The sequence below is a fragment of the Burkholderia sp. COPS genome (assembly GCF_019425585.1).
Classification (GTDB): domain Bacteria; phylum Pseudomonadota; class Gammaproteobacteria; order Burkholderiales; family Burkholderiaceae; genus Burkholderia; species Burkholderia cepacia.
Genome location: NZ_WIXR01000009.1, coordinates 66,780 through 92,081 on the forward strand (window position 1 = coordinate 66,780; position 25,302 = coordinate 92,081).

24 protein-coding genes are annotated in these 25,302 nt (G+C 66.5%); 11 read left to right on the plus strand and 13 right to left on the minus strand.

Translation table 11 applies throughout. The features are described 5' to 3' along the window. Window positions 1-217 precede the first annotated feature (217 nt). From FOZ70_RS06175 to FOZ70_RS06205, 7 genes are all read right to left on the minus strand, one after another. Window positions 218-3,262: a hybrid sensor histidine kinase/response regulator gene (locus tag FOZ70_RS06175; RefSeq protein ID WP_219705208.1), complete on the minus strand. Its 3,045-nt coding sequence runs from the start codon at window positions 3,260-3,262 to the stop codon at window positions 218-220. A 174-nt stretch (window positions 3,263-3,436) separates the two neighbouring features. Next, complete coding sequence (locus tag FOZ70_RS06180) at window positions 3,437-4,111, minus strand: response regulator (protein ID WP_059488619.1); 675 nt, start codon at window positions 4,109-4,111, stop codon at window positions 3,437-3,439. A gap of 399 nt (window positions 4,112-4,510) precedes the next feature. After that, entirely contained in the window at window positions 4,511-4,783 is a 273-nt protein-coding gene (locus FOZ70_RS06185) for a hypothetical protein (protein ID WP_308043792.1), read from the minus strand. Between the two features lie 25 nt (window positions 4,784-4,808). Next, the gene (locus tag FOZ70_RS06190; RefSeq protein ID WP_219705209.1) at window positions 4,809-7,892 is read right to left on the minus strand and encodes an ATP-binding protein; all 3,084 of its coding nucleotides are present in this window, start codon (window positions 7,890-7,892) and stop codon (window positions 4,809-4,811) included. 364 nt (window positions 7,893-8,256) lie between these two features. Then, window positions 8,257-9,288 (minus strand): hypothetical protein, encoded by a 1,032-nt coding sequence (locus FOZ70_RS06195; RefSeq protein WP_059858015.1) that lies wholly within the window; start codon window positions 9,286-9,288, stop codon window positions 8,257-8,259. A gap of 123 nt (window positions 9,289-9,411) precedes the next feature. Continuing rightward, window positions 9,412-10,239, minus strand: a complete 828-nt coding sequence (locus FOZ70_RS06200; protein ID WP_219705211.1) for a penicillin-binding protein activator LpoB — start codon at window positions 10,237-10,239, stop codon at window positions 9,412-9,414. Between the two features lie 120 nt (window positions 10,240-10,359). Then, window positions 10,360-10,947 carry a tetratricopeptide repeat protein gene (locus FOZ70_RS06205; protein WP_021160569.1) on the minus strand — a complete coding sequence of 196 codons (588 nt, stop codon included), beginning with the start codon at window positions 10,945-10,947 and terminating at the stop codon, window positions 10,360-10,362. Window positions 10,948-11,306: 359 nt separating this feature from the next. On the opposite strand from FOZ70_RS06205, the gene FOZ70_RS06210 reads away from it, so the two are divergent. Genes FOZ70_RS06210 through atsR form a run of 3 tightly spaced genes read left to right on the plus strand, consistent with a single transcriptional unit; the run spans window position 11,307 to window position 14,549 of the window. Continuing rightward, window positions 11,307-12,179 (plus strand): helix-turn-helix domain-containing protein, encoded by an 873-nt coding sequence (locus FOZ70_RS06210; protein WP_021160570.1) that lies wholly within the window; start codon window positions 11,307-11,309, stop codon window positions 12,177-12,179. A 49-nt stretch (window positions 12,180-12,228) separates the two neighbouring features. Continuing rightward, window positions 12,229-12,732, plus strand: a complete 504-nt coding sequence (locus FOZ70_RS06215) for a molybdopterin-dependent oxidoreductase (protein ID WP_048021454.1) — start codon at window positions 12,229-12,231, stop codon at window positions 12,730-12,732. After that, complete coding sequence (gene atsR / locus FOZ70_RS06220; RefSeq protein WP_059652564.1) at window positions 12,729-14,549, plus strand: hybrid sensor histidine kinase/response regulator AtsR; 1,821 nt, start codon at window positions 12,729-12,731, stop codon at window positions 14,547-14,549. The genes FOZ70_RS06215 and atsR overlap by 4 nt, the downstream gene beginning before the upstream one ends. A 65-nt stretch (window positions 14,550-14,614) precedes the next feature. On the opposite strand, the gene FOZ70_RS06225 is transcribed toward atsR, so the two are convergent. Then, window positions 14,615-15,034 (minus strand): secondary thiamine-phosphate synthase enzyme YjbQ, encoded by a 420-nt coding sequence (locus FOZ70_RS06225; protein ID WP_048021450.1) that lies wholly within the window; start codon window positions 15,032-15,034, stop codon window positions 14,615-14,617. A 10-nt stretch (window positions 15,035-15,044) separates the two neighbouring features. Beyond that, window positions 15,045-15,371 carry a thioredoxin family protein gene (locus FOZ70_RS06230; RefSeq protein WP_021160574.1) on the minus strand — a complete coding sequence of 109 codons (327 nt, stop codon included), beginning with the start codon at window positions 15,369-15,371 and terminating at the stop codon, window positions 15,045-15,047. A gap of 226 nt (window positions 15,372-15,597) precedes the next feature. Here FOZ70_RS06230 and FOZ70_RS06235 point away from each other — a divergent pair, with 226 nt between their 5' ends. After that, window positions 15,598-16,299: a flavin reductase family protein gene (locus tag FOZ70_RS06235; RefSeq protein ID WP_021160575.1), complete on the plus strand. Its 702-nt coding sequence runs from the start codon at window positions 15,598-15,600 to the stop codon at window positions 16,297-16,299. 155 nt (window positions 16,300-16,454) lie between these two features. On the opposite strand, the gene gcvA is transcribed toward FOZ70_RS06235, so the two are convergent. Beyond that, window positions 16,455-17,387: a transcriptional regulator GcvA gene (gene gcvA, locus FOZ70_RS06240; RefSeq protein WP_021160576.1), complete on the minus strand. Its 933-nt coding sequence runs from the start codon at window positions 17,385-17,387 to the stop codon at window positions 16,455-16,457. Between the two features lie 138 nt (window positions 17,388-17,525). On the opposite strand from gcvA, the gene FOZ70_RS06245 reads away from it, so the two are divergent. The 5 genes from FOZ70_RS06245 to FOZ70_RS06265 all read left to right on the plus strand — a co-directional run bounded on the left by FOZ70_RS06245 (window position 17,526) and on the right by FOZ70_RS06265 (window position 21,882). Beyond that, complete coding sequence (locus FOZ70_RS06245; protein ID WP_193093755.1) at window positions 17,526-18,728, plus strand: MFS transporter; 1,203 nt, start codon at window positions 17,526-17,528, stop codon at window positions 18,726-18,728. A 14-nt stretch (window positions 18,729-18,742) separates the two neighbouring features. Continuing rightward, window positions 18,743-19,639 (plus strand): oxidoreductase, encoded by an 897-nt coding sequence (locus FOZ70_RS06250; RefSeq protein ID WP_048021565.1) that lies wholly within the window; start codon window positions 18,743-18,745, stop codon window positions 19,637-19,639. A 198-nt stretch (window positions 19,640-19,837) separates the two neighbouring features. Then, window positions 19,838-20,170 carry a DUF2322 family protein gene (locus FOZ70_RS06255; protein WP_124589871.1) on the plus strand — a complete coding sequence of 111 codons (333 nt, stop codon included), beginning with the start codon at window positions 19,838-19,840 and terminating at the stop codon, window positions 20,168-20,170. Between the two features lie 124 nt (window positions 20,171-20,294). Next, entirely contained in the window at window positions 20,295-21,119 is an 825-nt protein-coding gene (locus FOZ70_RS06260) for a hypothetical protein (RefSeq protein WP_346656393.1), read from the plus strand. 130 nt (window positions 21,120-21,249) lie between these two features. Beyond that, window positions 21,250-21,882 carry a LysE family translocator gene (locus tag FOZ70_RS06265; RefSeq protein ID WP_021160580.1) on the plus strand — a complete coding sequence of 211 codons (633 nt, stop codon included), beginning with the start codon at window positions 21,250-21,252 and terminating at the stop codon, window positions 21,880-21,882. Window positions 21,883-21,900: 18 nt separating this feature from the next. Here FOZ70_RS06265 and FOZ70_RS06270 read toward each other — a convergent pair whose 3' ends face one another. From FOZ70_RS06270 to FOZ70_RS06280, 3 genes are all read right to left on the minus strand, one after another. Beyond that, window positions 21,901-22,602, minus strand: a complete 702-nt coding sequence (locus tag FOZ70_RS06270) for a YebB family permuted papain-like enzyme (RefSeq protein WP_124475624.1) — start codon at window positions 22,600-22,602, stop codon at window positions 21,901-21,903. A 144-nt stretch (window positions 22,603-22,746) separates the two neighbouring features. After that, a complete protein-coding gene (locus tag FOZ70_RS06275; RefSeq protein WP_048021440.1) occupies window positions 22,747-23,316 on the minus strand; it encodes a hypothetical protein in 570 nt (189 codons plus the stop codon). Window positions 23,317-23,544: 228 nt separating this feature from the next. Next, window positions 23,545-24,003, minus strand: coding sequence for an Lrp/AsnC family transcriptional regulator (locus tag FOZ70_RS06280; RefSeq protein ID WP_006749370.1), 459 nt, complete (start codon window positions 24,001-24,003; stop codon window positions 23,545-23,547). 125 nt (window positions 24,004-24,128) lie between these two features. On the opposite strand from FOZ70_RS06280, the gene FOZ70_RS06285 reads away from it, so the two are divergent. Both FOZ70_RS06285 and FOZ70_RS06290 read left to right on the plus strand, forming a co-directional pair. Beyond that, a complete protein-coding gene (locus FOZ70_RS06285) occupies window positions 24,129-24,863 on the plus strand; it encodes an AzlC family ABC transporter permease (RefSeq protein WP_048021436.1) in 735 nt (244 codons plus the stop codon). Next, window positions 24,856-25,164 (plus strand): AzlD family protein, encoded by a 309-nt coding sequence (locus FOZ70_RS06290; protein WP_059621186.1) that lies wholly within the window; start codon window positions 24,856-24,858, stop codon window positions 25,162-25,164. The genes FOZ70_RS06285 and FOZ70_RS06290 overlap by 8 nt, the downstream gene beginning before the upstream one ends. The last annotated feature ends 138 nt before the right edge of the window (window positions 25,165-25,302 follow it).

Consider the following 25,302-nt stretch of genomic DNA (forward strand, 5'->3'; position numbering starts at 1 on the left):
AGACACGCTGCAAGCTTTGCCGCACGCGCAAAAGGAAGAGGCGACCGGTCAACGCGAGCGCTCGATTCACGCGTCCGGGACGGTCAAATGCGATCCGTCGTTTCGACGGATCGCGCGACGCCTGAGGAGATGACGCCGCTATTCGCGATGCTTCGGCAGACTCACCGCACGCAGCGTGCGTCGATCAGATGTGCGTGCCGGACTGCGCGAGGCCCGTTCAGCTCAGGCGCGTCAACGCAGTTTCAATCGCCGCCCTGCACTCAGGCCACGCCAGTCCAAATGCATCCGAACCGTCGCGGAGCAACACGTGTTCGGCTTGTGCACAGGCATCCCTCGCCACGGTATCGCGGGCAAGCGCAAATCCACCCCGCATCGAATGCAACTCGACCTTGATCGACTCGATATCGTTGTTCGGGAGTGCCGCTTCGATCACCACCAGCGAACGCAGCGTCGCCTCGCGTAATCTCTGCCGCATCTCGTCGGTCACAACCAGCGGCGCGCCATGTGCCAACGCATGCGCTTCGCCACTTTTCGCCACCCGCCGCCCGCCATGCCGGCGCAATACCGCTTCGAGCGTTCCGATCGACAACGGCTTCAGCACGACCTCCACCGCGCCGGCCCGTTCGCAGCGCTGGCGGTCCTCATCGGTCGCGTGCGCGGTCATCGCGATCACCGGCACTTTCGCGCCCTGCTCCCGCAGAAAATTCGCCAGCGCGAACCCGTCGAGTTCCGGCATGCCGAGATCCGTCAGCACGACGTCGTACGGATGCTCGAAAAACGCGCGCATTGCCTCTACGCCGTTGGATACGATCGTCGCGTCGTAATGCAGCGCGTCGAGCTGGTCGCGCAGCAATGCGCGACTCGCGGGATGATCCTCGGCGACGAGCACACGCAGCGGCTCCTCGTCGCCCTCCCGGCCCGGCGGGCCCGCTTCGGCCGCCGCCGTCGCTCGGGACTCATCATCCGCTTCCGATGCCGATCCATAACCGCGCACCGCATCCGCGAACGCCGGCAGTTCCGGCACGTCGATACGCCACCCGGGTGCGGCTTCGGACAGCGGCAACGCGGCCACGAAGGTCGTGCCTTCGCCAAGACGACTGTCGACGCTCAGCTCACCGCCCATCAGCGTGACGATGCGCTTGCACAGCGGCAACCCGAGCCCCGTGCCGCCGAAGCGGCGATACACCGATGCGTCGGTCTGAATATAGACGTCGAACAGCGTCGACACGCCGTCTTCGGGAATGCCGATGCCCGTATCCCGGACGATGATCTCGACTCGTCTTCCCGCGGCACCGGCCGGCACGGGCCGCGCCTCGACCGTCACGTCGCCGCGCTTCGTGAACTTGATCGCGTTGCTGACGAGGTTCGACACCAGTTGACGCAACCGGGTCGGATCGCCGACGTAGCCGTCGGCCAGTTCCGGCGCTACGCGACAAGCAAGCCCGAGGTTTTTCGCTTCCGCGAGCGGACGGAACATCGCGGTCACGTCGTCCAGCAGGCGACGCAGATCGAACGGGATGTTTTCCAGCACCATCTGGTTCGACTCCGCCTTCGAAAGATCGAGCACGTCATTGATCACGCGCAGCAACGTGTCCGACGACGAAGCGACCGTATTCAGGCGCCGCCGCTCCGCCGACGGTAGCGCCCCGCGCGCCATCAACTCGAGATTGCCGATGATCGCATTGAGCGGCGTGCGGATCTCGTGGCTCATCGTCGCGAGGAACGTGGATTTGGCCTTGTTCGCATCCTCGGCGGCCACACGCGCCGCACGGAGCGTCTCCTCCACTTCCTTGCGCGCGGTGATGTCGATCAGTGTGCACAGCAGCACGTCGATGCCGCGGTACTTGGCGCGCACCATGTGCGCATCGAGATACGCGGTGCCGTGTTCCGCGTGCTCGATCGCGAATTCATGCGTGACGAGCCCGTGCGCGCCATCGTCGACGCGCACCTCATCGCGATAAACCTGCCACAGTCTTTTGCCGAGCGGCGACCCCGAAACGGCCTTGTCGTAGGCAGCCATCGCATCGTTGCGCACGATCGCGTCACCGTCGGCGAGCGACAGCAGCGCGAGGCCGGCCGGCGCCGTGCGAATCAGCGTGCGGTTCAGCGCCTCGCTTTCGATCAGGCGTATCGCGCGCCGATTCGCAGGACGCAGCGCACGCCGGTCGAACAGCACGATCGCGGTCCACAACACCGCGATGCCGAACAGCGCCAGGACGCACGTGATGCCGATACGCGTGGCATTGGCCACCGCCACGCTTTGCCACGAAACGCTCTTGATCAGCACGAGGTCGGCCCCGGGCAGGCGATCCCCAAGCACGAAGCGGCCGCCGATGCGATGCGGAATGGCTGGCGCACGATCCCGATTCACCACGCGATCGAGCATTCGCGCGACGACTCCGCTGTCATGCGCCCGCCCCATCACGATATGCCCGCTCGTGTCGACGAGCACTTTCTCTTCGTCCGGCGCCTGCGGCGCCATGATCCGGTCGAGTTCGGGACGCCCGTTGAAAACAAGCCATGCGAACGGCTCGCCGTTCTCGTTGCGCAGCCGTTGCGCAATCCGGGTCACGGGCCTGCCAAGCAACGGATCGTCGCGCGTCTCGATGACGACGCGGTCATCGACGCCCGCCGGTTCGAGGCGTCGCGCCAGCGCCCGCAGATCGGACGGGGCCAGCCGTGCGGGGGCCCGTGCAGCCAGTTCAGCGCCGAACAACACCAGATAGTCGTCGTTCACGCCGATCAGGTAAGCCGAGAAACTCAGCGCAATCGAAACCGGCGACGGCGTGGCGACGGCGTGGCCCATCCGGTAGAGCGCGCCGATATAGCGCAGATACGCGGCAGGCGAATGCCCCGGCGTGATATCGGCGAACCCGACGACCCTCGACTTCCCGTACGGGTTCGGCCAATCGAGCCGGCCGCCATTGTCGATCAACGTCTGCAGATCGGACGGCGGCACGACTTCGGGGTTGCTGTTGGCCGCGGTCATGTTGTCGGCGAATCGTCCAAGCAACACCTTCGTCACCTGCAACTCGCCGTGCAGTTGCGCCGCTTCCCGCAGGAACGACGAGCGCATCTGGGCAACGTAGTCGTCGACGGCAAGCCGGACGACCAGGAACGCACACAGCACGATGAACACGGTGATCGCCACGCCGCCGCCGTACAGCAGCGCGTACTGCTGGCGCCGGACCCGGACCGGGTCGAACGGTTTGCCGCCAACGGCGGCAGCCTGCGCGGCCAGCCTTTTCAGTTTGTCGGGCATACGCTTCGATGTGGTTTCACTGTCGTCGAACGTGAGCCGGTATTCGCCCTTGCTGGCAACAGCTTGCCGCGGGTGCAACCGTCACGCATCGGACATGCGCGCAGGAACGGTGCATCACCGTGCCGCCCGCGCTGCGCGCCTGCCTGTGGCCGGTGCCGAGCCGTGTGGCCCAGGTCAGTCACGTGCGGGGGGGGCGCCCGGAGCGGACGGATCCTGCACGTCGCCTTCGTCCGCATACCGGATCAGGTCCGCGTCGCGAACGATCCCCAGCTTCTTCATCGCGCTCGACTTCTGGGAACTGATGGTCTGCTTGCTGCGATGCAGCTGCGTGGCGATCTCGCCCACCGTGTAGCCGGCGCCGAAAAGCCGGACCACCTCGATCTCGCGCGTCGTCAGCGCGCGCGCGACGGGCATCGCATCGCCATCCTGAAGCAGTTGCTTCACGAACGGCGACATGTAGTTCGCGCCGACATAGGCCGCGTGCACGGCGCCGATCAGGTGCGACAGCGCATCCGACTTGCTGAGGATGCAGTGCACGCCCTGCTTCTGGATCGCGCGCAGCACGCTCGGGTTGTCGATCATCGTGATCGTCACGATACGCAGCGCGGGGTAACGACGCTGCAGGAACGACAGCAGCACGAGGCCATCGCCGTACTTGCCGCCTGGCATCACGTAGTCGAGCACGAGCACGTCGCTCGGCTGCGCATCGAGCGCCGTGACCAGATCCGTCGAGTTCGAAACGGCGCCCACCAGCTTGATCGTGCTGTTGCCTTGCATCGCCTGCGACATCCCGAGCGCCGACGCCGGATGATCATCCGCCACCATCACGCGCACTGAAAATTCGTCCATGCTCCTGTTTCTCCCCGAGGCTTCCCGTCACGCATCCGGCGCACGACGCAACGCTCGCATCCTCGCGCCGTCGGCCGATCGTCAGCTACATACGGCCGCCGGACAATAGTGACCTAATTTTAAGATAAATCCGGCCGCGTTTGCCGGTCGGGCGGTCGATGCATCGCGCATCCTGCGCGCCAACTGGCGAACGGGCTGCGATGGCCGCGTCGCGCAGTTTGAGGGATCGAACACGCGTCACCGGGGAAATCGGCTACGCGGCGCGCCCGCACGTGCCAGAGGCGGCACCTGCAAGCGGCTGGCCCGTGCGGGTCCTCACCGCCTGCCGCCATCATACGGAGGGCGTCTCGGCGGACGGGCGCGGGGAGATCCCGCTACGTACCGCCCCGCCACCACGCACTATCGGTGCACCGACTCGCCGGGTTCGTCATGCCGCGCACCTTCCTGGCGCATTTTCCAATCGTTGATCGCGCGCCGTCTCTGAGTCGGCGACATCAGCAGATACTCGTTCATTATCGTCAGAAATTCCTTGCGCGACCGCTCGGACAGCGCCGCGAATTCGATCAGCAATGCGAATATCTTCCCCAGGTGACGCATGGTCTTCCCCTCCAGTGTGATTTGAAATGTGCACTGCGACCGGCGCAGGCACTCTGCCCCTGTCATGTCGGACATGCGTTGCCGGATTCCGTGTTGCCGGTTACTTGTCATGCAGTGCCGCCTCGCGATCGCCCGGCGCGCTCGCCGCGCTTTCCGGCGCAGCACCGCACCGCTGCCACACAGAGGCAAGCGCGGTGCGCAGGTGGACGAGCGTCACGGGTTTCGTCAGGACGCGCCGCACGCCTGCCGACAGGTAGCGGCGCATGCCATCGGGCGACACGTGCGACGTGATGACCAGTACGTCGCACGCGGCACCTTGGTCGCGCGCGGCTTCCGCCAGCTCGTGCGCGCGCAGATCGGGAAGATCGGCGCCGATCAGCAGCACGTCCCAGTCGCCGCCGGCCAGCGATTCGAGCACCGCGCGCCCGGACCCGACCTCGGCCACCGTGCAGCCGAGTGCATGCAGCTGCTCGCGGAAAATCGACCCGTCGACGGCTTCGTCGCGAGCGACCAGCACGCGCGGCGCACGGGCGATGGAGGGCTGTGACTGCGCCACCCCGGCGCGCCGCCGGCCGGGCATGGCGACAAGCGCAAGTTCGCCACCGGATGAAGCGGCAATCGCGCTTTCACCGCGACACGACGCGCAACACGACAGCGCGGCGCGCAGGCCGCCGAGCGAATAACTCGATACGCGCACCGTGCCGCTTGCGCGGTGCGGTTCGAGCGGGCCATCGCGCGTGGCGAGGATCAGCGGCGCACAGCCGCGCAGGTTGCCCAGTTCGGCGTGCGACCAGGTGTCGGGATCGCCGATCAGCACGACCGGGCCTGCCAGATCGCCCGGCAGGCTCGACAGGGTGTCGTACACGTCGACGTCGAATCCCCATGCATGCAGGTGCGGCAACGCGAATTCGCGCCATTCGCGATGCGCGGCAACGAGCGTCAGCGCACATGCATGCGCGCGCACGCCGTGCGGCCGGCCGAGCACCGCGACTTTCGTGCCGAGCGGCAGACGGATCGTGAAGCGACTGCCGACACCCGGCTCGCTCTCCACGCCGATGCTGCCGCCCATCGCCGCGACGAGGCGGTCGCACAGCGCGAGCCCGAGCCCCGTGCCGCCGTAGCGCCGCGTGATCGACGTATCGACCTGCGTGAACGCCTTGAACAGCTTGCGCCGATGCTCGTCGGCAATGCCGATGCCGGTATCCTCGACCGCGACCGACAGCACCGGCGCGCCGTGGCCGTCCGCAACGACGGCCACGCGCACCGTCACGCGGCCCGTGCTCGTAAACTTGATCGCGTTGTTCAGCAGGTTGCCGAGCACCTGCGCGAATCGCGTCGGATCACCGCGCACCCGCTGCGTATCGGCCGCGTCGATTTCGCAGAACAGCTGCAGGCCCTTCGCCTTCGCGATCGGCGCGAACGCGCTCAGCTCGCGTGCGACCGTCGCGATCACGTCGAACTCGATCGACTCGACCTGCATCGCGCCGGCCTCGATCTTCGAGAAATCGAGAATGTCGTTGACGAGCGCGAGCAGGCTCGTCGCCGACGTGCGCAACGTGCCGATGCGGCCGTGCTGGACCGCATCGAGCGCCGAGCGTTCGAGCAGTTCGAGGTTGCCGAGGATCACGTTCAGCGGCGTGCGGATCTCGTGGCTCGTCGCCGCGAGGAACGACGATTTCGCGGCATTGGCCGAATCGGCCGCGCGCACGGCCTCTTCGAGCTTCTGCATCAGCTGGTGCTTCGCGGTGGTATCGGTGACCGCGGCGATCAGCACGTCCGCGCCCTGATAGCGTGCGCCGCATGCGATGAATTCGAGATGCAGGTGCGCGGCTTCGCCGCTGCCGATCACGAGATCGTCGTGCAGCACGCGGCCCGCGCCACCGCTCGCGACGTGCGCCTGCCACGCGGTGGCGATCTGGTTCGACAGCTCGCGATGATCGCCGCCGTTGCGGGCGACCATCTCCCTGAGCGCGGGACTCGCCAGCATGCAGCGCCCGTCGTCGCGCGCGATCAGCCCAAGGCCGATCGGCGCCATCTCGATCACGCTGCGGCACAGCGCCTCGCTGTCGAACACGCGCTGCGAGCGGGCATAGAGCGGCGCGAATTCGCGCCGGTGAAAGCGCAGCAGCAACACCCACATGACGGTGAGCGTCAGCAGCGTCGCCGCCGCCAGCGTGCCCGCCGAATGCGCGACGCCGGCCGCAACGTCGGCCCACGACAACGCATACGTAAACGTCCAGCCCGTCGATTCGAGCTTGCCGTGAAACATCAGGAAGCCGTCGCGGAACACCGGCGAACCCGACGGGCCGCCGCCACGCCACCGGGCCAGTTCCAGCAGGCGCGCCGCGCGGCCGGCGTCGCCCACGGCGGGATCCATCGCGACGAGCCGGCCGTCGGCCGTCGCGATGGTGAACACGCCGTCGGGCCGATAGTCGGCCAGCCATGACAGCAGGTACTCGGGCGGATATTCGGTGACGAGCACGGCAAACGTTTTACCGTTGTCGTGCGCTTCGGCCGCGATCCGGATGCGCGGCTGCCCCGACACGGGATCGATGAACGGCGCGAGCCAGCGCACGTGCGGTCGGCTATCGACGACACCTGGATACGCGCGCTCGAAATCGATGCGCAGCGCGTCCAGCACGCGTGCGCGATCGTCAGGCGACACCAGCGCGGGATCGTCGCGGTTCCGGTTCGGCACCAGCCCGAACATGCCCGTGCGCGTGCTGTAGTGGTAGCCCTCCAGCGTGCGCCCGCGATTGATCGAGCTCGCCGCGCAGATGCGCGCCAGCAGCACCGACAGCGACAGGTAGCGCGCCACCTCGATGCGATCGCCCGTCTGCCCCGGCACGCCGAGCACGAGCGACGGATGCGGCCGGATCGCGACGCGCTGGTCGTCGCCGAAGAAGGCATCGACGACCGATTCCGGCGCGCTATCGGCCTCGCGCCAGATCAGCTGCGCATTCGCGACGCCGTTGCGGAACGAGGTTTCGCTCACCTGGATCTCGTTGAGCGTCTGCTCCAGCCCGTTCAGGTAATTGCGCCGCTCGCCCTCGACATGCCCCGAGACGATCGCCGTCATCCCGAGACCGCATGCGATCAGGACCAGGATGGTAACGACGATGCCGCCACCGAACACCGAGATGCTCAGATAGCGGCGGAGGGATTGAAGCGGACTCTGCGGCATGACGCGCGACGAGGGTCGCGCCCTCGAACGATGCCGATTCGAAGTGCGACGCCTGGCCGGAATTCACCATGGAAAAGATGGAATGAATTCCGACGATGCCAAACGGGTATGGGAGCGTCCACCCCAAATGAACCGTTTCGTACACGTCAAATCCTATTGAGCGGATATTTAGAACTTGACCGAAATTCGGTGCGGGAAAATGTGGCGTTCGGACACATCCCGGCTGCACGTCGGACCCTGCGACGCGCAACCGGGAGGAAGAGGAGGCGAGGAAAAAGGCGGGGGCGGGCCATCAAGCGGCATACCCCCACGGAAGCGCCGCTCAGGCGGCGAGGCACTTCGGCGGCCGTCGAACGACGGCAGGTCAGTTCTGCGTGAGCGGGTTGAGCGTCGTGCACAGGAACCCCGTGCAGTTCGCCGGCTTGAAATAGAACGACGCCATCACCGGCGTGGGGGCGCCGAGCGCGAGATCGCTCAGATACGCGGTACCCTGCGCGCCGAACGTGTTCGACTGCTGGACGAAGCTGGCGCCGCTCGACTGGATCGCGGCCGACTGGTACGTGAAGGTCGGCGACTGCGTCTGGTCCTTCACGTAGACCCACGAGATCGTGCTGCCGAACACCATCGCGCCCTTCGCGCGATAACCCTTCGCACCTTCGCTGTTGGCCTGCGCGATGAAGTCGCTGACGCTCGTCGTCGGCGTGAGCGCATCGTACGTGTAGGTTGCGCTCGACGCGTTGTTCTTCATGTACACGTTCGACTGCACCGAGCCGATCATCATCGGGCCCAGGAACCAGTAACCCGACTGGCCCTGGCCGTTCGCCTGCGTGAGGAATGCGTTCGGGTCGGCCGGCAGGCCGGTCGTCGTATACGTGTAGGTGGCCGACGAACCGCCATCCTTGCGGTACAGGTAGCCGTACGTGAGCGGCCCTTCGTAGCGATAGCCGTTCGTGCCCTGCGTGTTGGCCTGGTTGAGGAAGGTCGACCAGTCGCCCGGCGCGGATAGCAACTGGTACGTGTAGGTCTGCACGGTGCCGTCGTTCACGAAGATCGAGCGCGAACCGCCGTCGGACGGAGCGTAGTAGTAGTCGCCCAGGTAGCGGTAGCCCTTCGCGCCTTCGCTGTTGAGCAGCGTCAGGAAGCTCGCCTGGTCCGCCGCGGTCGGCTGCGCGTCGTAGCGCAGCGTCAGCGTGCCGCTGCCTGAGCCGCCGGAGCCGCCCGACCCACCCGAGCCGCCGCTACCGCCGCTTCCCGTTCCGCCGGAACCCGTCCCGCCGGTGCCGCCGTTGTTGCTCGTGCCCGATCCGCCGCCGGACGACGCTGGTGATGAATTGTCGTCGCCGCCGCAGGCGGTCAGCGCGAGACAGGTCAATGCGATCAATGCAACGGCTTTCATCGGAATCACCTCGAAACGAACAGGACAAACAGGACGAACGAAGCCGGCGCGCGCGGCTCACGCCGCACGCACGGACGATTGCGAAGCGGAAACCGGCCGGCGGCGCACCGCCGGCCCTGGACGTCAGTTGACCTGGAGCTGGCCACCGCGGCCGAGGCCGCCCTTGACGTCCTGCGCCTTGTAGCTGCGCAGTGCGACGACCATCTTGTTGTACGCGTCGATGAACGCGACGACGGTCGCCTTGCCTTCCGGCGTCGACGAGAAGCCCGCGAGCGCACCGCCCACGCCGCCGCCGAAGCCGCCCAGCGCGGCACCGTAGTTGGTCGCCGTCGAGCTGCCTTCCGATGCCGCGATCTGCACGGCCGAGCGCACGTCGAACAGCGTCAGCGTGACGACCGATGCCTTCGTCTGCAGGTGGCCGGCCACCGCCGCCACCGCGCTGTTGCCGATCAGCCCGCCGATCATGCTGCCGATGCCGCCGATCGGCGAATCGTTGATGACGATCTGCGGTTCCATGTAGTAGTCGGCCGCGACACGCTGGCCCTTCTGCTGCTTCGAGCCCGCGCGGTATTCGCCCGAGTTGCGCTGCAGCTGCGTGATGCGCGACAGGCGCGCGTCGCTCTTCTGGTTGCCGATCGACGTGATCACGAAGCAGTTCGACTGCTGGACGGCCAGGCGCAGCAGCGGGTCGATCGTCGTCATCTTGGTCGCGCTGCCGAACGGGCCCCACCAGTCGGCATTGCGGCCGTCGTCGACGGCGATCGTGCCGAGCGGCGACGCGCAGCGCTGCAGCCCCGTGTCGGCGCCGGCGCTCGTGCCGCCCGCGGCGGCACCGGTCACGCCCGCGTTCTGACCGCCGGGCGTCACGACGCCGCCGCAGCCCGCCGCGGACGCGCAAAGCGCTGCAACCAGCGCACCTTGAGTGAGACGTTGGGAAAGGTTGGTCTTCATGTCGTTGTCGATCGATTAGAGTCGTTGTTCGGCTTATGTGTTCGTGCGAACTTCGATAAGCCCCCCGGCTGGCGCGCGATGGTGGTCTCCCCGCTGCTGCCCCCGTTGCTTCAGGCCCGGTCAGTAGTACCAGTACGTCTGCTGCCAGACGCCGTAGTACGGATAGCCCGAGTACCAGTAGCCGTAATAGACGTCACGCCATTGCGTGCGCCATTTCCAGTCTTCTTCGTCTTCCTTCTTGGCCTTGCGTGCAAGGTCGAGCAGCTTCTTCGACTCCTTGTCGCCGCGGGCGGCTGCGATCGACAGCCACTTCTCCGCTTCGCGCGCATCGGAGCCCATTTCCTCGAGGCCGAACAGGTAGAAACTGCCGAGCGCCTTCTGCGCCTGCAGGTCGCCACGCTCCGCGGCCTCGCGCATCCACTTGAGGGCCTGGTAGCTGTCCTGGCGCACGCCGTCGCCGCGGAAATAGCGCAGGCCGAGGTCGTAGGCGGCCTTCGGCTGGGTCTTCGCGGTCTGCTTCAGCGCAGCGATGCGCGGATCTTCCCGGTCTTCCGAATCGTCCTTTTTCTGATAGGACACCTGATCTTTAGGACGGTCAGAACAGCCTGTGTCGTCGCAGATCCGCACCGTGTTGCCAGTGACGGACGGATCCTGCGCGCACGCGGCCAATAGCAACAGCAGCCCCGGTGCGAGTAGACGGCGGAACATTGGTACTTTCCTCAAGTTTTATTGGCGCCGCAATTCTTCGAGCTTTTCACCCCCGTGAGCTCGCACCCGGCGGCGCGCGGCGCAACGGATACAATCCGTCGACGCCGACACGCACTCCAAGGCTCTCTCAGGTTCTCTCTTCGAATCGTTCAGTCACCGCTTCATTGTTGTCGCTTTTCGTTGTACCGGCTGTTGCCGGCTGCGATCTCCAAACATGACGCGACAAACAAAGGTGACGTGGTGAGCAATAATAATGGAGAAAAACAGCATGTCAAGGTGATTCGCTTTTTCAAAGTTTGCGTGTCACGTCAGTTTTGATATGCTCTCCCTCGCCAAAAACCCCTGGAGACCCCATCGAGATGTCCAACAGCGAGCAGGCCAACGTCGATCTGATCACCGCCAACAAGGTGCGCGACCTACTGAACCGGAACGGCATTCCGCCGCGAAGTCACAACACGACGATCGCGAACGTGCTCGGCCTCAGCTTCTCTGTCGTCACCCGCAAGATGAAGGGCATGATCCCGTGGAACCTGTCGCAATTGCAGGACATCGCGACGCATTTCGGCGTGCCGCCCGCGATCCTGCTCGACGACAAGGGCACGCAGCCGGCCGCCGCCGAGATGATCGACGCGACGCTCGTGATCGAGTCGCGGCGCTTTCGCTGCCGCGCCGCGATCTCGACCAAGGCCAGCAGCCAGATCGAGACGGACTTCGTCGCGCTGCAGTGGCAGGGCGAGTGGCTCATCACCGAGCGTCAGCACGCGCGCGAGGGCCGCACGTATCCGGTCGACGTGATCGAGCTGCGCTCGACCCAGCCGAACGTGTATGCGGCGCGGATCGCCGTGGTCGACGATTCGCAGGACGTCGCCGAAACCATCTGTGAATATTTCATCGAAAAAGGCGTGAACGCGATCCCGTACTTCGACGGCGCGTCGTTCCGCAAGGCACTCGAAGTGGAGGATTTCGACGGCTACATCCTCGACTGGATGCTCGGCGACCAGACCGCCGCCGAACTCGTGCGCGGCATCCGCTCGAGCGAGAACAGCGGCGCGCCGATCTTCCTGCTGACCGGCAAGATCTCGACCGGTGAAGCGAGCGAAGACGAAATCGCGCACATCGTGTCGCACTACAACGCGCGCTGCGAGGAAAAGCCGGTGCGCCTGCCGATCCTGTTCGCCGAAGTGGCGCGCGAACTGAAAATCACGCTGCCGGCCGCGGCCGCCGCGAACTGAGACCAGAAACACAAGCCACCACACAACACGACAAAACCGAGGGAATGACATGCGAATTCCGACCATCTGGACCAAGGGCCTGCTGACGGCCTGCCTGCTCGGCATGGCCGCCGCGGCGTGGGCTGCCTCGTCGTTCACGTTCACCGTCGACGGCAGGATCGACAGGCACAACCAGCCGGGCAAGACGGCCTACGTCTTCTCCGAACAGGCGCTGATGGCGCTGCCCCAGCACACGATCGTCACGTCGACGAGCTGGACACCGAAGGCGACCTTCACCGGCCCGCGCCTGTCCGACATCCTGAAGACCGTCGGCGCGCACGGCACGCAGATCGAGTTCCGCTGCATCGACGAGTACACGTTCACGATTCCCGTGTCCGACGCCGATCGCTACGGCGTGATCCTCGCGCGGACGATGAACGGCAAGGTGCTCGACAACGACAACTACGGCCCGCTGTGGATCATGTACCCGCGCGACCAGTATCCCGACGAACTGAAGACGCCGCTCGGCGAAGCCAAGTTCGCATGGCAGATCATCGGCCTGACGGTGAAATGAAACGCGGGCGATGGAAAAATAGAAAAATCATCCTGGTCCTCGGCTCGCTGTGGATCATGGGGTTCGCCGCGTGGGCGTTCCTGCTGTGGGACCTCCTCGCCACCTCGGTCAACGAAGGCGTGCTCGAGGGGCCGCGTGAAGGCGTGTTCTGGACCGCTGCGCAATACCGGAACGTCTATACGCGGTTCGACCGGCAACTGATCCTCTACGCGACGCACGAGGACGACGACTTCAATCACGTCCAGATGCAGCTCGACAGCCTGTCGGTGTCGTTCGGCTTTCTGCAGCGGCCGTCGGAAGTGTCCCAGTACTGGCTGCGCATCCCGCGCGCGCGCAACGAGATCGACGCGCTCGGCGAATTCATGACGCGCCTGAAGCGCGACGTGCCGCCGTTGCGCGATTCGCCGCAGCGCGCACGGCAGGTGATCGACGACGTGAATGCGTACTGGCCGAAGGTCAACGGCCTCGCGAACTATTTCCGCGCGATCGAGATGGCGCAGCGCGACTTCACGTTCCATCAGCTGAGGGACAAGCAGCGCGCGATCCTGATCCTCGGCATCGTGCTCGGCGTCATCCTGTGCGCGTTGTTCCTGCTGCTGTTCTATACGATGCGCACGCGCGACGACCTGCTCGAACGGCAGGACGCGGCGCTCGACGCGGAACGCAAGGCGTCCGATCGTGCATTCGAGATGATCGAGGCGAAGAATGCGTTCCTCGGGATGGTCAGCCATGAGTTGCGCACGCCGCTGCAGGCGATCTGCGGATCGGTCGAGATCCTGCTCGCGCGCCCGCAGTCGGACGCGAACCTGAAGACGATCCGGCGGCTGCAGAATTCCGCGCTGTCCCTCGAGGCGCTCGTCAAGGACCTGACCGACTACATCAAGCTGCGCTCGACGAAACGTCTCGCCGAGCTGGATACCGTCGCCATCGCGCCGCTGCTGGCCGAAGTGCTCGACCCGCTGCGCGAGAAGATCGCGGCCAGGCGGATCGTGGTCACGCAGCAAGTCGAGCCGCACGACCTCGCGATCCGCTCCGATCGCAAGCTGCTGCGCCAGGTGCTGTCGAACCTGATCGAGAACTCGGTCAAGTACACGCTCGGCGGATCAATCAAGGTGTCGATCACGCTCGCCGACGCGCCGGCCGGCCAGCAATTGAAGATCGCCGTGCGCGACACGGGCGCCGGCATCGCGAAACAGCACCTGTCGAAGATCTTCGAGCCGTTCTATCGCGCGAACGACGCGGTCGGGCTGCATGTGGACGGAATCGGCATGGGGCTCGCCGTCGTGCGCGAAATCGTGACGACGCTGCGCGGGCATGTGGACGTGCGCAGCACGGTGGGCGAAGGCAGCGAGTTCGTCGTGACGCTGCCGGCCGAAGTGCCCGGCATCGACACCGCCGGCAACGCGGCCGGCGACGCGCCCGCGCTGCCGCACGCGGCCGCATACCGCGGCCGGCGCGCGCTGGTGGTCGACGACGACGACAACGCACGCGAAACGCTCGGCGCGATGCTGTCGGCGCTCGGCATCGACGTCGATCTGTGCAGCACCGGGCAGGAAGGCGTCGCGCGCTTCGGTGCGAGCCGCTACGACATCGTCGTGCTCGATCTCGAGCTGCCGGACCTGAGCGGTTTCGACGTCGCACGGCGCATTCGCGCGGTGGCGCAACCCGACGACGACGGCCGGCATCCGGCGATCCTCGGCGTCAGCGCGTATGAATCGGCTGCGCTGCGCGAGAACAAGCGGGTATTCGACGCATTCCTGCCGAAGCCCGTCCACCTGCGCGAACTCGGCGCGCTCGTCGAGAAACTGCTCGCGTAAGCCCGCGATGCCGTGTGCGCACAGGCACCGCATTGCGAGCCGCGCGCGGCGTCACCCGTCGAGGCTCATTCGCCGATCAGGTGCAGCACGATGTCGCGCCGGTGCGCGGCGCGGCGATGCTCGAACAGGTAGATGCCCTGCCACGTGCCGAGCACCATGCGTCCGTGCTCGACCGGGATCGACAGCTGTACCTGCGTGAGCGCCGTGCGCAGATGCGCGGGCATGTCGTCTGCGCCTTCGGTGTCGTGCTCGTAGCGCGTGGCGTCCTCCGGTGCGAGCGTCGCGAAGTAGCGTTCGAGATCGCGCTGCACCGACGGATCCGCATTCTCCTGGATCAGCAGCGACGCCGACGTATGGCGGCAGAACACGGTGAGCAGGCCGGTGCGGATCGCCTGCTGGTCGACGAACGCACGCACCTGCGGCGTGAATTCGACGAGGCCGCTGCCGCGCGTGTCGACGCCGATGTGCGTGAGGGCCTGTTGCATCTCGGCGACCTCAGGCCAGCGCGGCGAAGCCGTCGGCTTCGATCTGCTTCGCGTCGGCCGGGCGCACGACGCGCGCGACCTCGACACCGTCGCGCAGGAACACCAGCGTCGGCCACAGCTTCACGCCGAACGAACGGCCGAGCGGGCGGCCCGGGCCATCCTCGATCTTCAGGTGCCGCACCGCAGGATGCGCGGAGAACGACGCGACGATCGCGGGCTGCGCGCCCGCGCAGATCCCGCACCAGTTCGCGCCGAATTCGATGACGGTTGCGCCGCCCAGTGCGTCGACTTCCGCGCGCGTCGGTGCATTGGCGGTATAGCGTTGCTCGGTATCCATCGGGCCCTCGTGTGCGTTGGCGGAACGTGGCCGCGCCCGCATGCGTGGTGCGGCGGTCGCGGCCTGCGATTTCCTACTCTAGCGGAAAAGCGCGCGCGATGCCGGCCGGCCCGTTGCGGCGCCCATGCCGCCGGTGCCCTTCCGGAATGACACGACAAGATTCGGAGCGCCGCGCCGCCGCGACAGGATCAGCATGCGGACTGATCCGTCACCGAGGGCACCTGCCATGAATGCGCCGCATTGCGTCACCGAACCGAACATCCTCTATTTCGGCACGCCCGTCGTGCTGGTCAGCACGCTGAACGAAAACGGCACGCCCAATCTCGCGCCGATCTCGTCCGCGTTCTGGCTCGGCTGGCGCGGCGTGATCGGCATCGCCGCCAGCTCGCAGACCACCCGCAACCTGATGCGCACCGGCGAATGCGTGCTGAACCTGCCGTCGTCGGCGCAGGCGGACGCGGTCGACCGGATCGCGCGCACGACGGGCACGCATCCGGTGCCCGACGGCAAGCGCGCGAAAGGCTACGTCTTCGAACCCGACAAGTTCGGCACGGCCGGGCTCACCGCAACCGCGTCGCAAACCGTCGCGCCGCCGCGTGCGCTCGAATGCCCGGTGCACATGGAAGCGGTCGTCGCGGCCACGCATGGGATCGGCGACGAGGCGCCGGACCTGCGCGGCCATATCCGCGTGTTCGAGTTGCGCATCCAGCGCGTGCACGTGCATCCCGACCTGCTGATGGACGGCTACGCCGACCGCATCGATCCGGACAAGTGGTCGCCGCTGATCATGAGCTTCCAGAAGTTCTACGGGCTGGAGCCGCGGCAGGTGCATGCGTCGCGGCTCGCGGAGATTCCGGAGCGCGCGTATCGCAGCCCCGACATCGAACGTTCGCGTGAAGCGGGCATGTTGACCGGCGCCGGACGGTAACGAAGCGCCCGGCGCAATCGCAGTGAACCGGGCGCTTCGTCATGCCTCCACCGGCGGTGGCGAGGCGGCTGCACCGACCCCGCACCGCCTCGTTCCGCCTCGCACTGCCGGCCCTGTGCATCGCGGTGCCGATCGCGCGGATTCACACCGCGAGCCTATTCCGCCTCGCGGCCCGCCATGCGTTCCATCCACTGCTCGAACGCGGACACCGCGGCATCGTCGGCACGATCGGCGTTCGTCACCAGCATGTAGTCGTCGGCACGCCATACAGGCGACGCGATCGGACACACGAGGCGCCCCTCGGCGAGATCGCGCCCGATCAGCGGCAGCGATGCCAGGGCCACGCCGAGCCCCTCGATGGCCGCGCCGAGCTGAAGATTCACATGATCGAATTCGACATGACGCGCGGCGCGCAGATCGGAAGCCCCCGCTTCCTGCAACCAGTGCGACCAGGCGGAGCGCGTCGTGGCCGAATGCAGCAGGGTGTGATGGCGCAGGTCGGCCACGCCCTGTATCGGATGCCGGCGCAGCAATGCGGGATTGCAGGCCGGCACGCGCAGGTCGGGCATCAACGGGCGCGATACGACGCCCGCGCCCTGCTCGGGACCGGAACGCACACCGATATCGAAAGCGTCGGCGACATAGCGCAACTTGCGCGATGTCGTCGACACCCTCACGTCGATGTCGGGGTACCGCGAATGGAAATCGGCGAGCCGCGGCAGCAGCCAGCACAGCGCAAAGCTCATCGGCACATTCACCCGCACGACGCCCGATATCCGGTGCTTGAACGTGTCGTGGCGCAGCCGCCCCACCGCGGTACCGAGGCGCTCGAACACGTGGCTGACGTCGTTCAGCAACGCGGCCCCTTCGTCGGTCAGCACGACACCGCGCGGACGACGGTCGAACAACGGCAGCCCGAACCAGTCCTCCAGCAGCCGGATCTGCTTGCCTACGGCCCAGTGGGTGACATGCAGTTCCACCGCCGCCCCCGCGAAGCTGCCGTGCCGCGCGACCGCATCGAAAGCGCGCAGCGCATTGAGCGGGGGCAACTCGCCCCGATGCTTCGCCGTGTCCTGGTTGTCGTTCATGACGTGACTTTTTCTCTCCGTTGACGCGATTTTAGTTCAATTGAAATGGCCGCTGCCTCCCCCATAAAATTGGCGCATCGAGCGTGAACGCGATGCCACGAGCGGCTTCCACCGACCGCTCGCACGGAGCAAATGACGATGCGCCTGCCGGTTTTTTCCCCTCCCGTGACGCGGGGGACTGCAACGCCCCGACGGCGCGTGCTGTGGCTGTCCTGCATTGCGCACGCAATGCACGATGGTTATACGGACATGATTTACGCGTTGCTGCCGGTGTGGCAGTCGGAATTCGGGCTCGACTTTGCGGCCCTGGCGATCCTGCGCGGCATCTATGCCGGCACGATGGCGACGCTGCAGTTGTCTGCGGGGCGCCTCGCGCAACACCTGGGCAGCGGCACGACCCTCGCATTCGGCACACTGCTCGCCGCGCTCGGTTATGCGCTCGCGGGCCTGTCGGGTGGCCTGCTCGGTCTGGGCGTGGCGCTGGCGATTTCGGGCGGCGGATCCAGCACGCAGCATCCGATCGCATCGGGCGCCGTCTCCCGCCTCTATGGACGCGACGCGAGAGGCCCCCTGAGCATCTACAACTTTGCCGGCGATCTGGGGAAATCCGCACTGCCGGCCGCCATTTCGCTGCTCGTGACCCTGATGCCGTGGCGTCACGCGCTATGGATCGTCGCCGGATTGGGCTGCGTCGTGGCCGCCGTCATCGCGCTCTGGTTTCCCGCCGTGCCGCGTGGCGCAAGCAAGACGGCGGCCAAAGAACAGGCGTCCGCTCAACGCAGCGGCACCGGAGGAAGCGGCTTCCCCACGCTGTTTTCCATCGGCGTGCTCGATACGGCGGTACGCATGGGACTGCTGACATTTCTGCCTTTCCTGCTCAAGGCGAAAGGTGTCTCGCCGCAACTGCTGGGAACGGCGCTTGCGCTCGTGTTCATAGGCGGTGCGGCCGGCAAATTCCTGTGTGGCTGGTTGGGCGCGCGCCTGGGTATGGTCAGGACGGTGCTGCTCACGGAGGGCGGTACAGCCGCGTGCATCGTCGCGGTGATGTATCTCCCGTTGGCACTCGCCATGGTGCTGCTGCCGATTCTGGGTATGATGCTCAACGGCACTTCGTCGGTGCTGTACGGAACCGTTCCGGAGATGTCCGCACCCGAGCGCACCGAGCGCGCATTCGCGATCTTCTACACGGGGACGATCGCATCCGGCGCAATATCGCCTGTTCTCTACGGTTTCCTGGGCGACAGGATCGGTGTGCATGGCGCCACGTATGCAACCGCGCTGACCGCCCTCGCGATTTTTCCGCTCGCCCTCGCACTGCGCCCGCATCTGGCGGATGACTGAACAGGATGAACACCATGACGAACGCTGGCTACCCGACCGTCGCCCTCGTCGGTCCGGGCGCAATCGGAACGACCGTCGCCGCGGCCCTTCATGAAGCCGGCCGCACGCCGGTGATCTGCGGCCGCTCGGCGCACGAACAGTTGAAGCTGCGCTTCGACGGCGGCGAGATCGTCGTGCCCGGGCCCGTACTGACCGATCCGCACGCGGTCGAGGAAAGGTTCGATCTCGTGTTCGTTGCGGTCAAGTCGACGCAGATCGCGAGCGCGGCACCCTGGGTCTCCGCGCTATGCGATGCGAATACCGTCGTCTGCGTGCTGCAAAACGGCGTCGAGCAGAAAGCCGCGTTCGCGCCGTATGCGGCCGGCGCCACGGTCGTGCCGTCGGTCGTCTGGTTTCCGGCGCAGCGCGAATCGGGCGCATCGGTGTGGCTGCGGGGCAAGCCTCGGCTCACGCTGCCCGATACGCCGGCGAGCAACGTGGTGGTCGCCGCTTTGCACGGCACGCGCTGCGCGCCGGAGGTGGCGGAGGACTTCATCTCGCTCGCGTGGCGCAAGCTCTTGCAGAACGCTGTGGCGGGACTCATGGTGCTGACCGGTCGCCGCGCCGGCATGTACACGCGAAGCGACATCACCGAACTGTCGCTCGCCTACCTGCGGGAATGTCTCGAGGTCGCGCGGGCGGAGGGCGCGAAGCTGGGCGATGACGTGCCGCAGGAAATCGTCGATGGATTGCATGGCTTTCCGCCCGATTTAGGGACGTCCATCCTTGCCGACCGACAAGGCAACCATCCGCTCGAATGGGACTGCCGGAACGGCGTCGTGCAGCGCTACGGACGAACGCACGGCATTCCGACGCCGATCAGCGATCTGGTCGTTCCGCTTCTCGCTGCCGCCAGCGATGGCCCGGGCTAGCCGCAAGCAAACCCAAGGGATCGGATCGACGCGAGACTCACCGCCTCGTCGGTCATGAAATTCGGCCGCCGTGCGCGTCTGCGATCGGATGATCAGACTCCGTGCAAATCGCCCGGTTGCGTCGGAAAGTGCATCGCGGCGAATCAGATAACATACAGGCCGCCACCTTTCCACGATCAGACCGACGGAGTGTTTTCAGTGATTCAACCGACCCCTGTATTCAAGGACAACCTCGCGCAACTGCCGGCCATCGACGGTATCGCGCGCATCGATCTCGCCGGCGCGAACGGCGACGTGGTCGCGACCATCGAGAACCAGCCGGGCAAGCAAGGCTCGCTCGCGGTGTACAACTATCTGCAGCAGGCATTCGGCACGCTCGACGCGAAAGCGGCCGAGCACGGCCTCGCCGTGTTCGCCGAACATACGGCCGACGCACGCAACCGCCCGGGCGCGCACCCGAACGTCGATCGTCTGCTGGCGATCGTCGACGGCGGTGAAGCGCTGCACATCGACGTCGTCGCGAAGGGCTGAGTCGTTGGCGGCACACGTGCGGAACACCGCAATCGTCGCATCCGTATCCGCTTCCCTGGAGATCGCCCGCGTGTCTCGCTTGAGTGCTCTGGCTTCGGGCCGTCGTTTCGCGACGGCCACCGCGATCACGGCCGTTGCCTGGGCCGCGCTCGGCGGCACGGCATCGGCCGCCCCGCTGCGGACAGCATCCGATATCGCCGGCGCGTCGCTCGTGCCGCTCGGCGTGCTGCCGCATTCGCCGGAGGACGGTTCGCTCGATCCGTTTTGCGAGCGATATCGCGCGAAGACGACCACCGCGGCCGGCCGCGAAGTCGCGAAGCGCGACTGGATCGTGACGTCCGAGGCGCCGCTCGGGCGCTACACGGTCGTCACGTTCTCGAGCGGCTTCCGCGCCGGCACGAGCGCGATCTGCTTCGCGCGCAACGGCAACATCGGCGTATTCGACGGCACGACGCTCATCGCGCTCGGCTATACCGCGCGCAAGGCCGGCTGGCAGCTCGGCTCGGTCGATCGGCTGGAAAACGGCGCGCTGCTGATCTGGGGTGGCGACGGCCCGGCACCGCCCGTCGGCGAACTGCATGAAGAGAACGGCGGTCTGCGCTTGACCGGTGTCGCCGCCGAAAGCACACACTGCGGCGGCCGTGCGGTCGTGCCGAACGTGTACGGCGAGCCGCTCGATGCGGCACGCAGGATCCTGATCGCGCACGGCTGGCAACCGCTGCGCCCGCGCGAGAAGCCGGAAGCAACGGACGGTGCGGCAACGCTCGCGAAGCACGGCATCTTCGAAGCCGAAGCGTGTTCGGGTACCGGAATGGGGTATTGCGCGCTGCGCTACCGGAATGCAGCCGGCGTGCTCGGCGTGACGACGGCCGGCGGCGAGCCGGACAAGCCTTCGGCGAATACCGTGATCGACTACCGGGTCGCGTGCCGCAAGCCGGGGGCGCGCTGATCGCGCGAGCATGATGCATGTGTCATGCGATCCGCGCGGTCCGGCCATCGTCCGTTCGCTCGATTGACCGCGCTCACGTGCCCTCCTAAACTGACCTCCCTTTTACGCCGCACCGACAAAAGGGACTGCCATGATCGACCTCTCCACGCTCGCGCTGTTCTCCGGCGCATGTCTCGCCCTGACGGCCACGCCCGGCCCCGACATGCTGCTGATCGCGTCCCGCAGCGTGAGCCAGGGCCGGCGTGCGGGCTTCGCGACGCTCGCGGGCATTCAGGCCGGCACCTACTGCCACGCGCTCGCTGCCGCGCTGGGCTTGTCGCAGCTTTTTGTCGCGGTGCCGCTCGCGTATGACGCCGTGCGCTTCGCAGGCGCCGCGTATTTGCTGTATCTGGCGTGGAAAACCTTCCGTTCGGATGCGACCGCGCTGTCGCCCGTCGCGTCGCCACGCCGCCACTCGACCGCGACGATCTTCCGTCAGGGCCTGACGACGAACCTGCTGAATCCGAAGATGGCGTTGTTCGTGCTCGCGCTGTTTCCGCAGTTCGTGCGCCCCGAGCACGGTTCGATCGCCGTGCAGATTCTCGTGCTCGCGACGGTGCTGAACCTGATCGGACTCGTCGTGAACGGCGCGGTCATTCTTTCCGCGAGCCGGCTGAGCCAGCGGATCGGCGCGCGCCGCCGGCCGTCGAAACTGCCTCAGTATCTGCTTGGGTCGGTATTCGTCGGATTGGCGGCGCGGCTTGCGGTGGCGGGGCGGCAGTAGTCGTAGCCGCCGCCCGATTCAGGTGCCGCCCGAACGGCCAGGTTCAGGCCCGTTCTCGACACACCCGCGCGTATCCGCCACCACCCGCAACGCGTTGCTCTCGAGCAAGCTCGCCGGCGTCACCGTGCGGCGGCGCCACGGGATTCGCCCGAAATACCAGATTTTCCAGAAACCGAGCGGATGATCGGGATTCCGGCGCAACAGCATGTCGAAGGTCTCGACGTCGCCGAGCACGATCCGCGTCGCATCGCGCACGACTTCGCGCACGAACCGCGAGCAGAACTGCCGGCGCGACGCGAGATTGAAACCCGTGTCGTAGACCACGCCGGTCCGGCGCATCGCCGCGTCGACAAGCCGCCGCCGCTGCTCTGCATCGAGCGGCTGCTTCAGCCGCGCGATCACGCATGCGCCGCGATCGGAGCGTGCGAGAAATCGCGACATCGTCGTCACGCGCGATAACGGAAACGTGCTCTCCGCGATCAGCGTTTCACCGCCGCGCGCGCCGACGACGATGCCGACGTGATTCGTCCATGAGCGCGTTGCGCTCGCTACCTCGAGGAACGGCCGCACGGTCACACGAATGAACACGATGTCGCCGATCTCCGGTGCGACCGGCAACGACACATGATGCGTTTCGGGAGAACCGACGCAGAAGAGGCGCCGCCGGCCCGCGCCGGGCGAGCGGATCATGAGCGGCTGGCGGCCGGTGTCGACGACCATACGGACCTCGCGCAAGTGGTGATGGCGCGAGCATGTCAGCAGCGGCCGGACTCCGCATCCGCTTCGTGTGCGAGGCCAGGTATTCGCGCCGCCCGGTGGCGGATTTCGATACCGGGGTGAGGCGGCGCGCGGGCGCCGCCGCCTTCAGCGCGTCGCGCCCAGCGCCACGCGCAGCCGTTCCATCAACTGCGTGTAGTGGCGCAGCACGTCGTCCTTCGGCACGACATTCGCCGTCGCGAAACGGTCGGACCACACCGGTTTCCACTCATACGAACCGTGCAGGCTGCGGTCGCCGTCGGGCGCCTGGATCAGCGAGCGGATCCGCGCATCGCGGCCCGGGCCCGTATGCATGTCGAACAGCGCATGGATATACGTGTGATACGCGTCGTACACGTCGTCGTCGAACAGGTAACGATAGATGTGGAACGTGCGGTCGAGCTCGCGCTTCGCGCGGATCACGTCGTCCGGCGAGATGTCCTTCCAGTAACCGATCCACGTGTAGAAGCACAGCAATGCATTGAGCTGCGGCGCGACCGCGTCGTACAACGCGAGCCGCTTCTCGATCAATCGCTGGTTGGTCCATTGCACCAGTTCAAGGCGCTTCAGCCGGCGCGCGACGAGCCAGCCGAGACACGCGACCGACAACGGCGTCAGCACGCCGAGCACGAGCTTGACGATTTCCAGCGAATTCCACGGATTGTTGAATGGCTGCATGAATGGCCCGACAAGAAGGAACGTACTCGCGCCGGCGCATGACCCGGCGCGCGGCGCCGCCTGCCCATTTGCGTCGACATTGACCGTTAGTTGCTTGCGCATCGAACGTCGCGCGACAACACGGGCGACATGCCCGAAGCGGCGCGATGCGTTAGTCTATCGGGCGATTGTCACCGAGCCGTGACCGTTCGTCGACCCGTCGTCGCAAGTCCGCGCGCCCGCGTCGCGTTACGTCGGCAGCGCCGACGTCAGCTTGACCTTCTGCATCGGAATGTCCGTCTTCACGCTCAGCACGCCCGGGATGCGCGTGAGGGTTTCCATCTGGAAGCGCCGGTAGTCGTCGATATCGGCCGCGACGACGCGCAGCAGGAAATCGCAGTCGCCCGCCATCAGGTGGCATTCGACGACTTCCGGCATCTGCTGGACGGCGTCGGCGAAACGGTTCACGGATTCCGCGTCCTGCCCCTTCAGCCACACGCGCGTGAAGATGGTCAGCCCCTTGCCGACTTTCGCGGGATTCAGCACGGCCACGTATTTCTCGATCACGCCGGCTTCCTCGAGCAGCCGCACGCGCCGCAGGCACGGCGATGGCGACAACCCGACCTCGTGCGCGAGTTCCACGTTCTGCATGCGGCCGTCGCGCTGGAGCGCGCTCAGGATCCGGCGGTCGATGGCGTCAAGTTTCATTTGGCATCCGATTCCAAGAAATTCCCAAATCCTTCGTTCGATGCCAAATTCTCCGAAAATCATGGCCACAACGCAACCCGATTCGAGTCAAAAAAGCAGACAATCCCTCCCCCGAAGGAGGAGTAATGAGCAGTAGCGTTTCAACGTCGTCAGGGCTTCGCGACAAGCCCGCCTATGTCGCCGAGATGGGCCGCGGATTGCGCGCGGCGCTGCCCGTCATGCTGGGTTTCGTGCCGTTCGCGCTCGTGCTGGGCGCGCAGGCCGCGCAGAAAGGGCTGAGCCTGTTCGAAGTGCCGATGATGACCGGCATGAACTTCGGCGGCGGCTCCGAATTCGCGGCGATCCACCTGTGGACGTCGCCGCCGCACATCGCGCTGATCGTCGCGATGTCGTTCCTCGTGAATTCGCGTCACATCCTGATGGGCGCCGCATTCGCGCCGTATATCCGCCGCCTGCCGCGCCGCCGCGCGTTCTTCGCCCTGTTCTTCATGTGCGACGAAAGCTGGGCGATGTCGCTCGCCGACGCCCGGGCGCGCTCGGCCACCCACATCAGCGTGCCCTACTACGCCGGTATCTGCGTGGGGCTCTACCTGACATGGATCTCGATGACCACGCTCGGCGCGGCGGTCGGCCCGACGATCGGCGACGTCGAGCAGTACGGCTTCGACATGGCGTTCACGGCCGTCTTCCTGGTGCTGCTGCGCGGGATGTGGAAAGGGATGCGCGCGAGCCGCCCGTGGTTCGTGAGCCTCGTCGTCGCGGCGGCCACGCACCTGGCCGTGCCCGGCGCATGGTACGTCGCGGCCGGCGCCTGCGCGGGGCTGATCGCCGCGCTGCTGTGGGAGCCGCGCGATGCCTGATTTACCGGATCTCAACACGGTCGTCACGATCGTGCTGATGGCGTCGACGACTTACCTGTCGCGCATCCTCGGCTACGTGCTGCTGCGCAACCGCACGCTGAGCCCGCGCATGGCGTCGGTGATGGAGAACGTGCCCGGCTGCGTGCTGATCTCCGTGATCGCGCCGGCCTTCGTGTCGACGCGCCCGGCCGACCTGCTCGCACTGGCCATTACGCTGATTGCGGCGACACGCCTGTCGATCCTGCCGACCGTCATCGTCGGCGTCGTGTCGGCCGGCGTGTTGCGGCACCTGCTCGGATAACGCGGATAACGCGGGTAACGCCGATCCGTCCCGCCGCATCGGCGGTCTGCCGAACCCGAGAACGGGCGCGCGATGCGCCCGTTTTCGCATGCGCGCACGGTGCAAGGCACTGCGCGGCACGACAGGCGTCGCGACGGG

Excerpts from the sequence above, each read along its gene's own strand:
- FOZ70_RS06175 (WP_219705208.1), bottom strand. The coding sequence starts at position 3,262 with ATGCCCGACAAACTGAAAAGGCTGGCCGCGCAGGCTGCCGCCGTTGGC.
- FOZ70_RS06180 (WP_059488619.1), bottom strand. The coding sequence starts at position 4,111 with ATGGACGAATTTTCAGTGCGCGTGATGGTGGCGGATGATCATCCGGCG.
- FOZ70_RS06185 (WP_308043792.1), bottom strand. The coding sequence starts at position 4,783 with ATGTCCGACATGACAGGGGCAGAGTGCCTGCGCCGGTCGCAGTGCACA.
- FOZ70_RS06190 (WP_219705209.1), bottom strand. The coding sequence starts at position 7,892 with ATGCCGCAGAGTCCGCTTCAATCCCTCCGCCGCTATCTGAGCATCTCG.
- FOZ70_RS06195 (WP_059858015.1), bottom strand. The coding sequence starts at position 9,288 with ATGAAAGCCGTTGCATTGATCGCATTGACCTGTCTCGCGCTGACCGCC.
- FOZ70_RS06200 (WP_219705211.1), bottom strand. The coding sequence starts at position 10,239 with ATGAAGACCAACCTTTCCCAACGTCTCACTCAAGGTGCGCTGGTTGCA.
- FOZ70_RS06205 (WP_021160569.1), bottom strand. The coding sequence starts at position 10,947 with ATGTTCCGCCGTCTACTCGCACCGGGGCTGCTGTTGCTATTGGCCGCG.
- FOZ70_RS06210 (WP_021160570.1), top strand. The coding sequence starts at position 11,307 with ATGTCCAACAGCGAGCAGGCCAACGTCGATCTGATCACCGCCAACAAG.
- FOZ70_RS06215 (WP_048021454.1), top strand. The coding sequence starts at position 12,229 with ATGCGAATTCCGACCATCTGGACCAAGGGCCTGCTGACGGCCTGCCTG.
- atsR (WP_059652564.1), top strand. The coding sequence starts at position 12,729 with ATGAAACGCGGGCGATGGAAAAATAGAAAAATCATCCTGGTCCTCGGC.
- FOZ70_RS06225 (WP_048021450.1), bottom strand. The coding sequence starts at position 15,034 with ATGCAACAGGCCCTCACGCACATCGGCGTCGACACGCGCGGCAGCGGC.
- FOZ70_RS06230 (WP_021160574.1), bottom strand. The coding sequence starts at position 15,371 with ATGGATACCGAGCAACGCTATACCGCCAATGCACCGACGCGCGCGGAA.
- FOZ70_RS06235 (WP_021160575.1), top strand. The coding sequence starts at position 15,598 with ATGAATGCGCCGCATTGCGTCACCGAACCGAACATCCTCTATTTCGGC.
- gcvA (WP_021160576.1), bottom strand. The coding sequence starts at position 17,387 with ATGAACGACAACCAGGACACGGCGAAGCATCGGGGCGAGTTGCCCCCG.
- FOZ70_RS06245 (WP_193093755.1), top strand. The coding sequence starts at position 17,526 with ATGCGCCTGCCGGTTTTTTCCCCTCCCGTGACGCGGGGGACTGCAACG.
- FOZ70_RS06250 (WP_048021565.1), top strand. The coding sequence starts at position 18,743 with ATGACGAACGCTGGCTACCCGACCGTCGCCCTCGTCGGTCCGGGCGCA.
- FOZ70_RS06265 (WP_021160580.1), top strand. The coding sequence starts at position 21,250 with ATGATCGACCTCTCCACGCTCGCGCTGTTCTCCGGCGCATGTCTCGCC.
- FOZ70_RS06270 (WP_124475624.1), bottom strand. The coding sequence starts at position 22,602 with ATGGTCGTCGACACCGGCCGCCAGCCGCTCATGATCCGCTCGCCCGGC.
- FOZ70_RS06275 (WP_048021440.1), bottom strand. The coding sequence starts at position 23,316 with ATGCAGCCATTCAACAATCCGTGGAATTCGCTGGAAATCGTCAAGCTC.
- FOZ70_RS06280 (WP_006749370.1), bottom strand. The coding sequence starts at position 24,003 with ATGAAACTTGACGCCATCGACCGCCGGATCCTGAGCGCGCTCCAGCGC.
- FOZ70_RS06285 (WP_048021436.1), top strand. The coding sequence starts at position 24,129 with ATGAGCAGTAGCGTTTCAACGTCGTCAGGGCTTCGCGACAAGCCCGCC.
- FOZ70_RS06290 (WP_059621186.1), top strand. The coding sequence starts at position 24,856 with ATGCCTGATTTACCGGATCTCAACACGGTCGTCACGATCGTGCTGATG.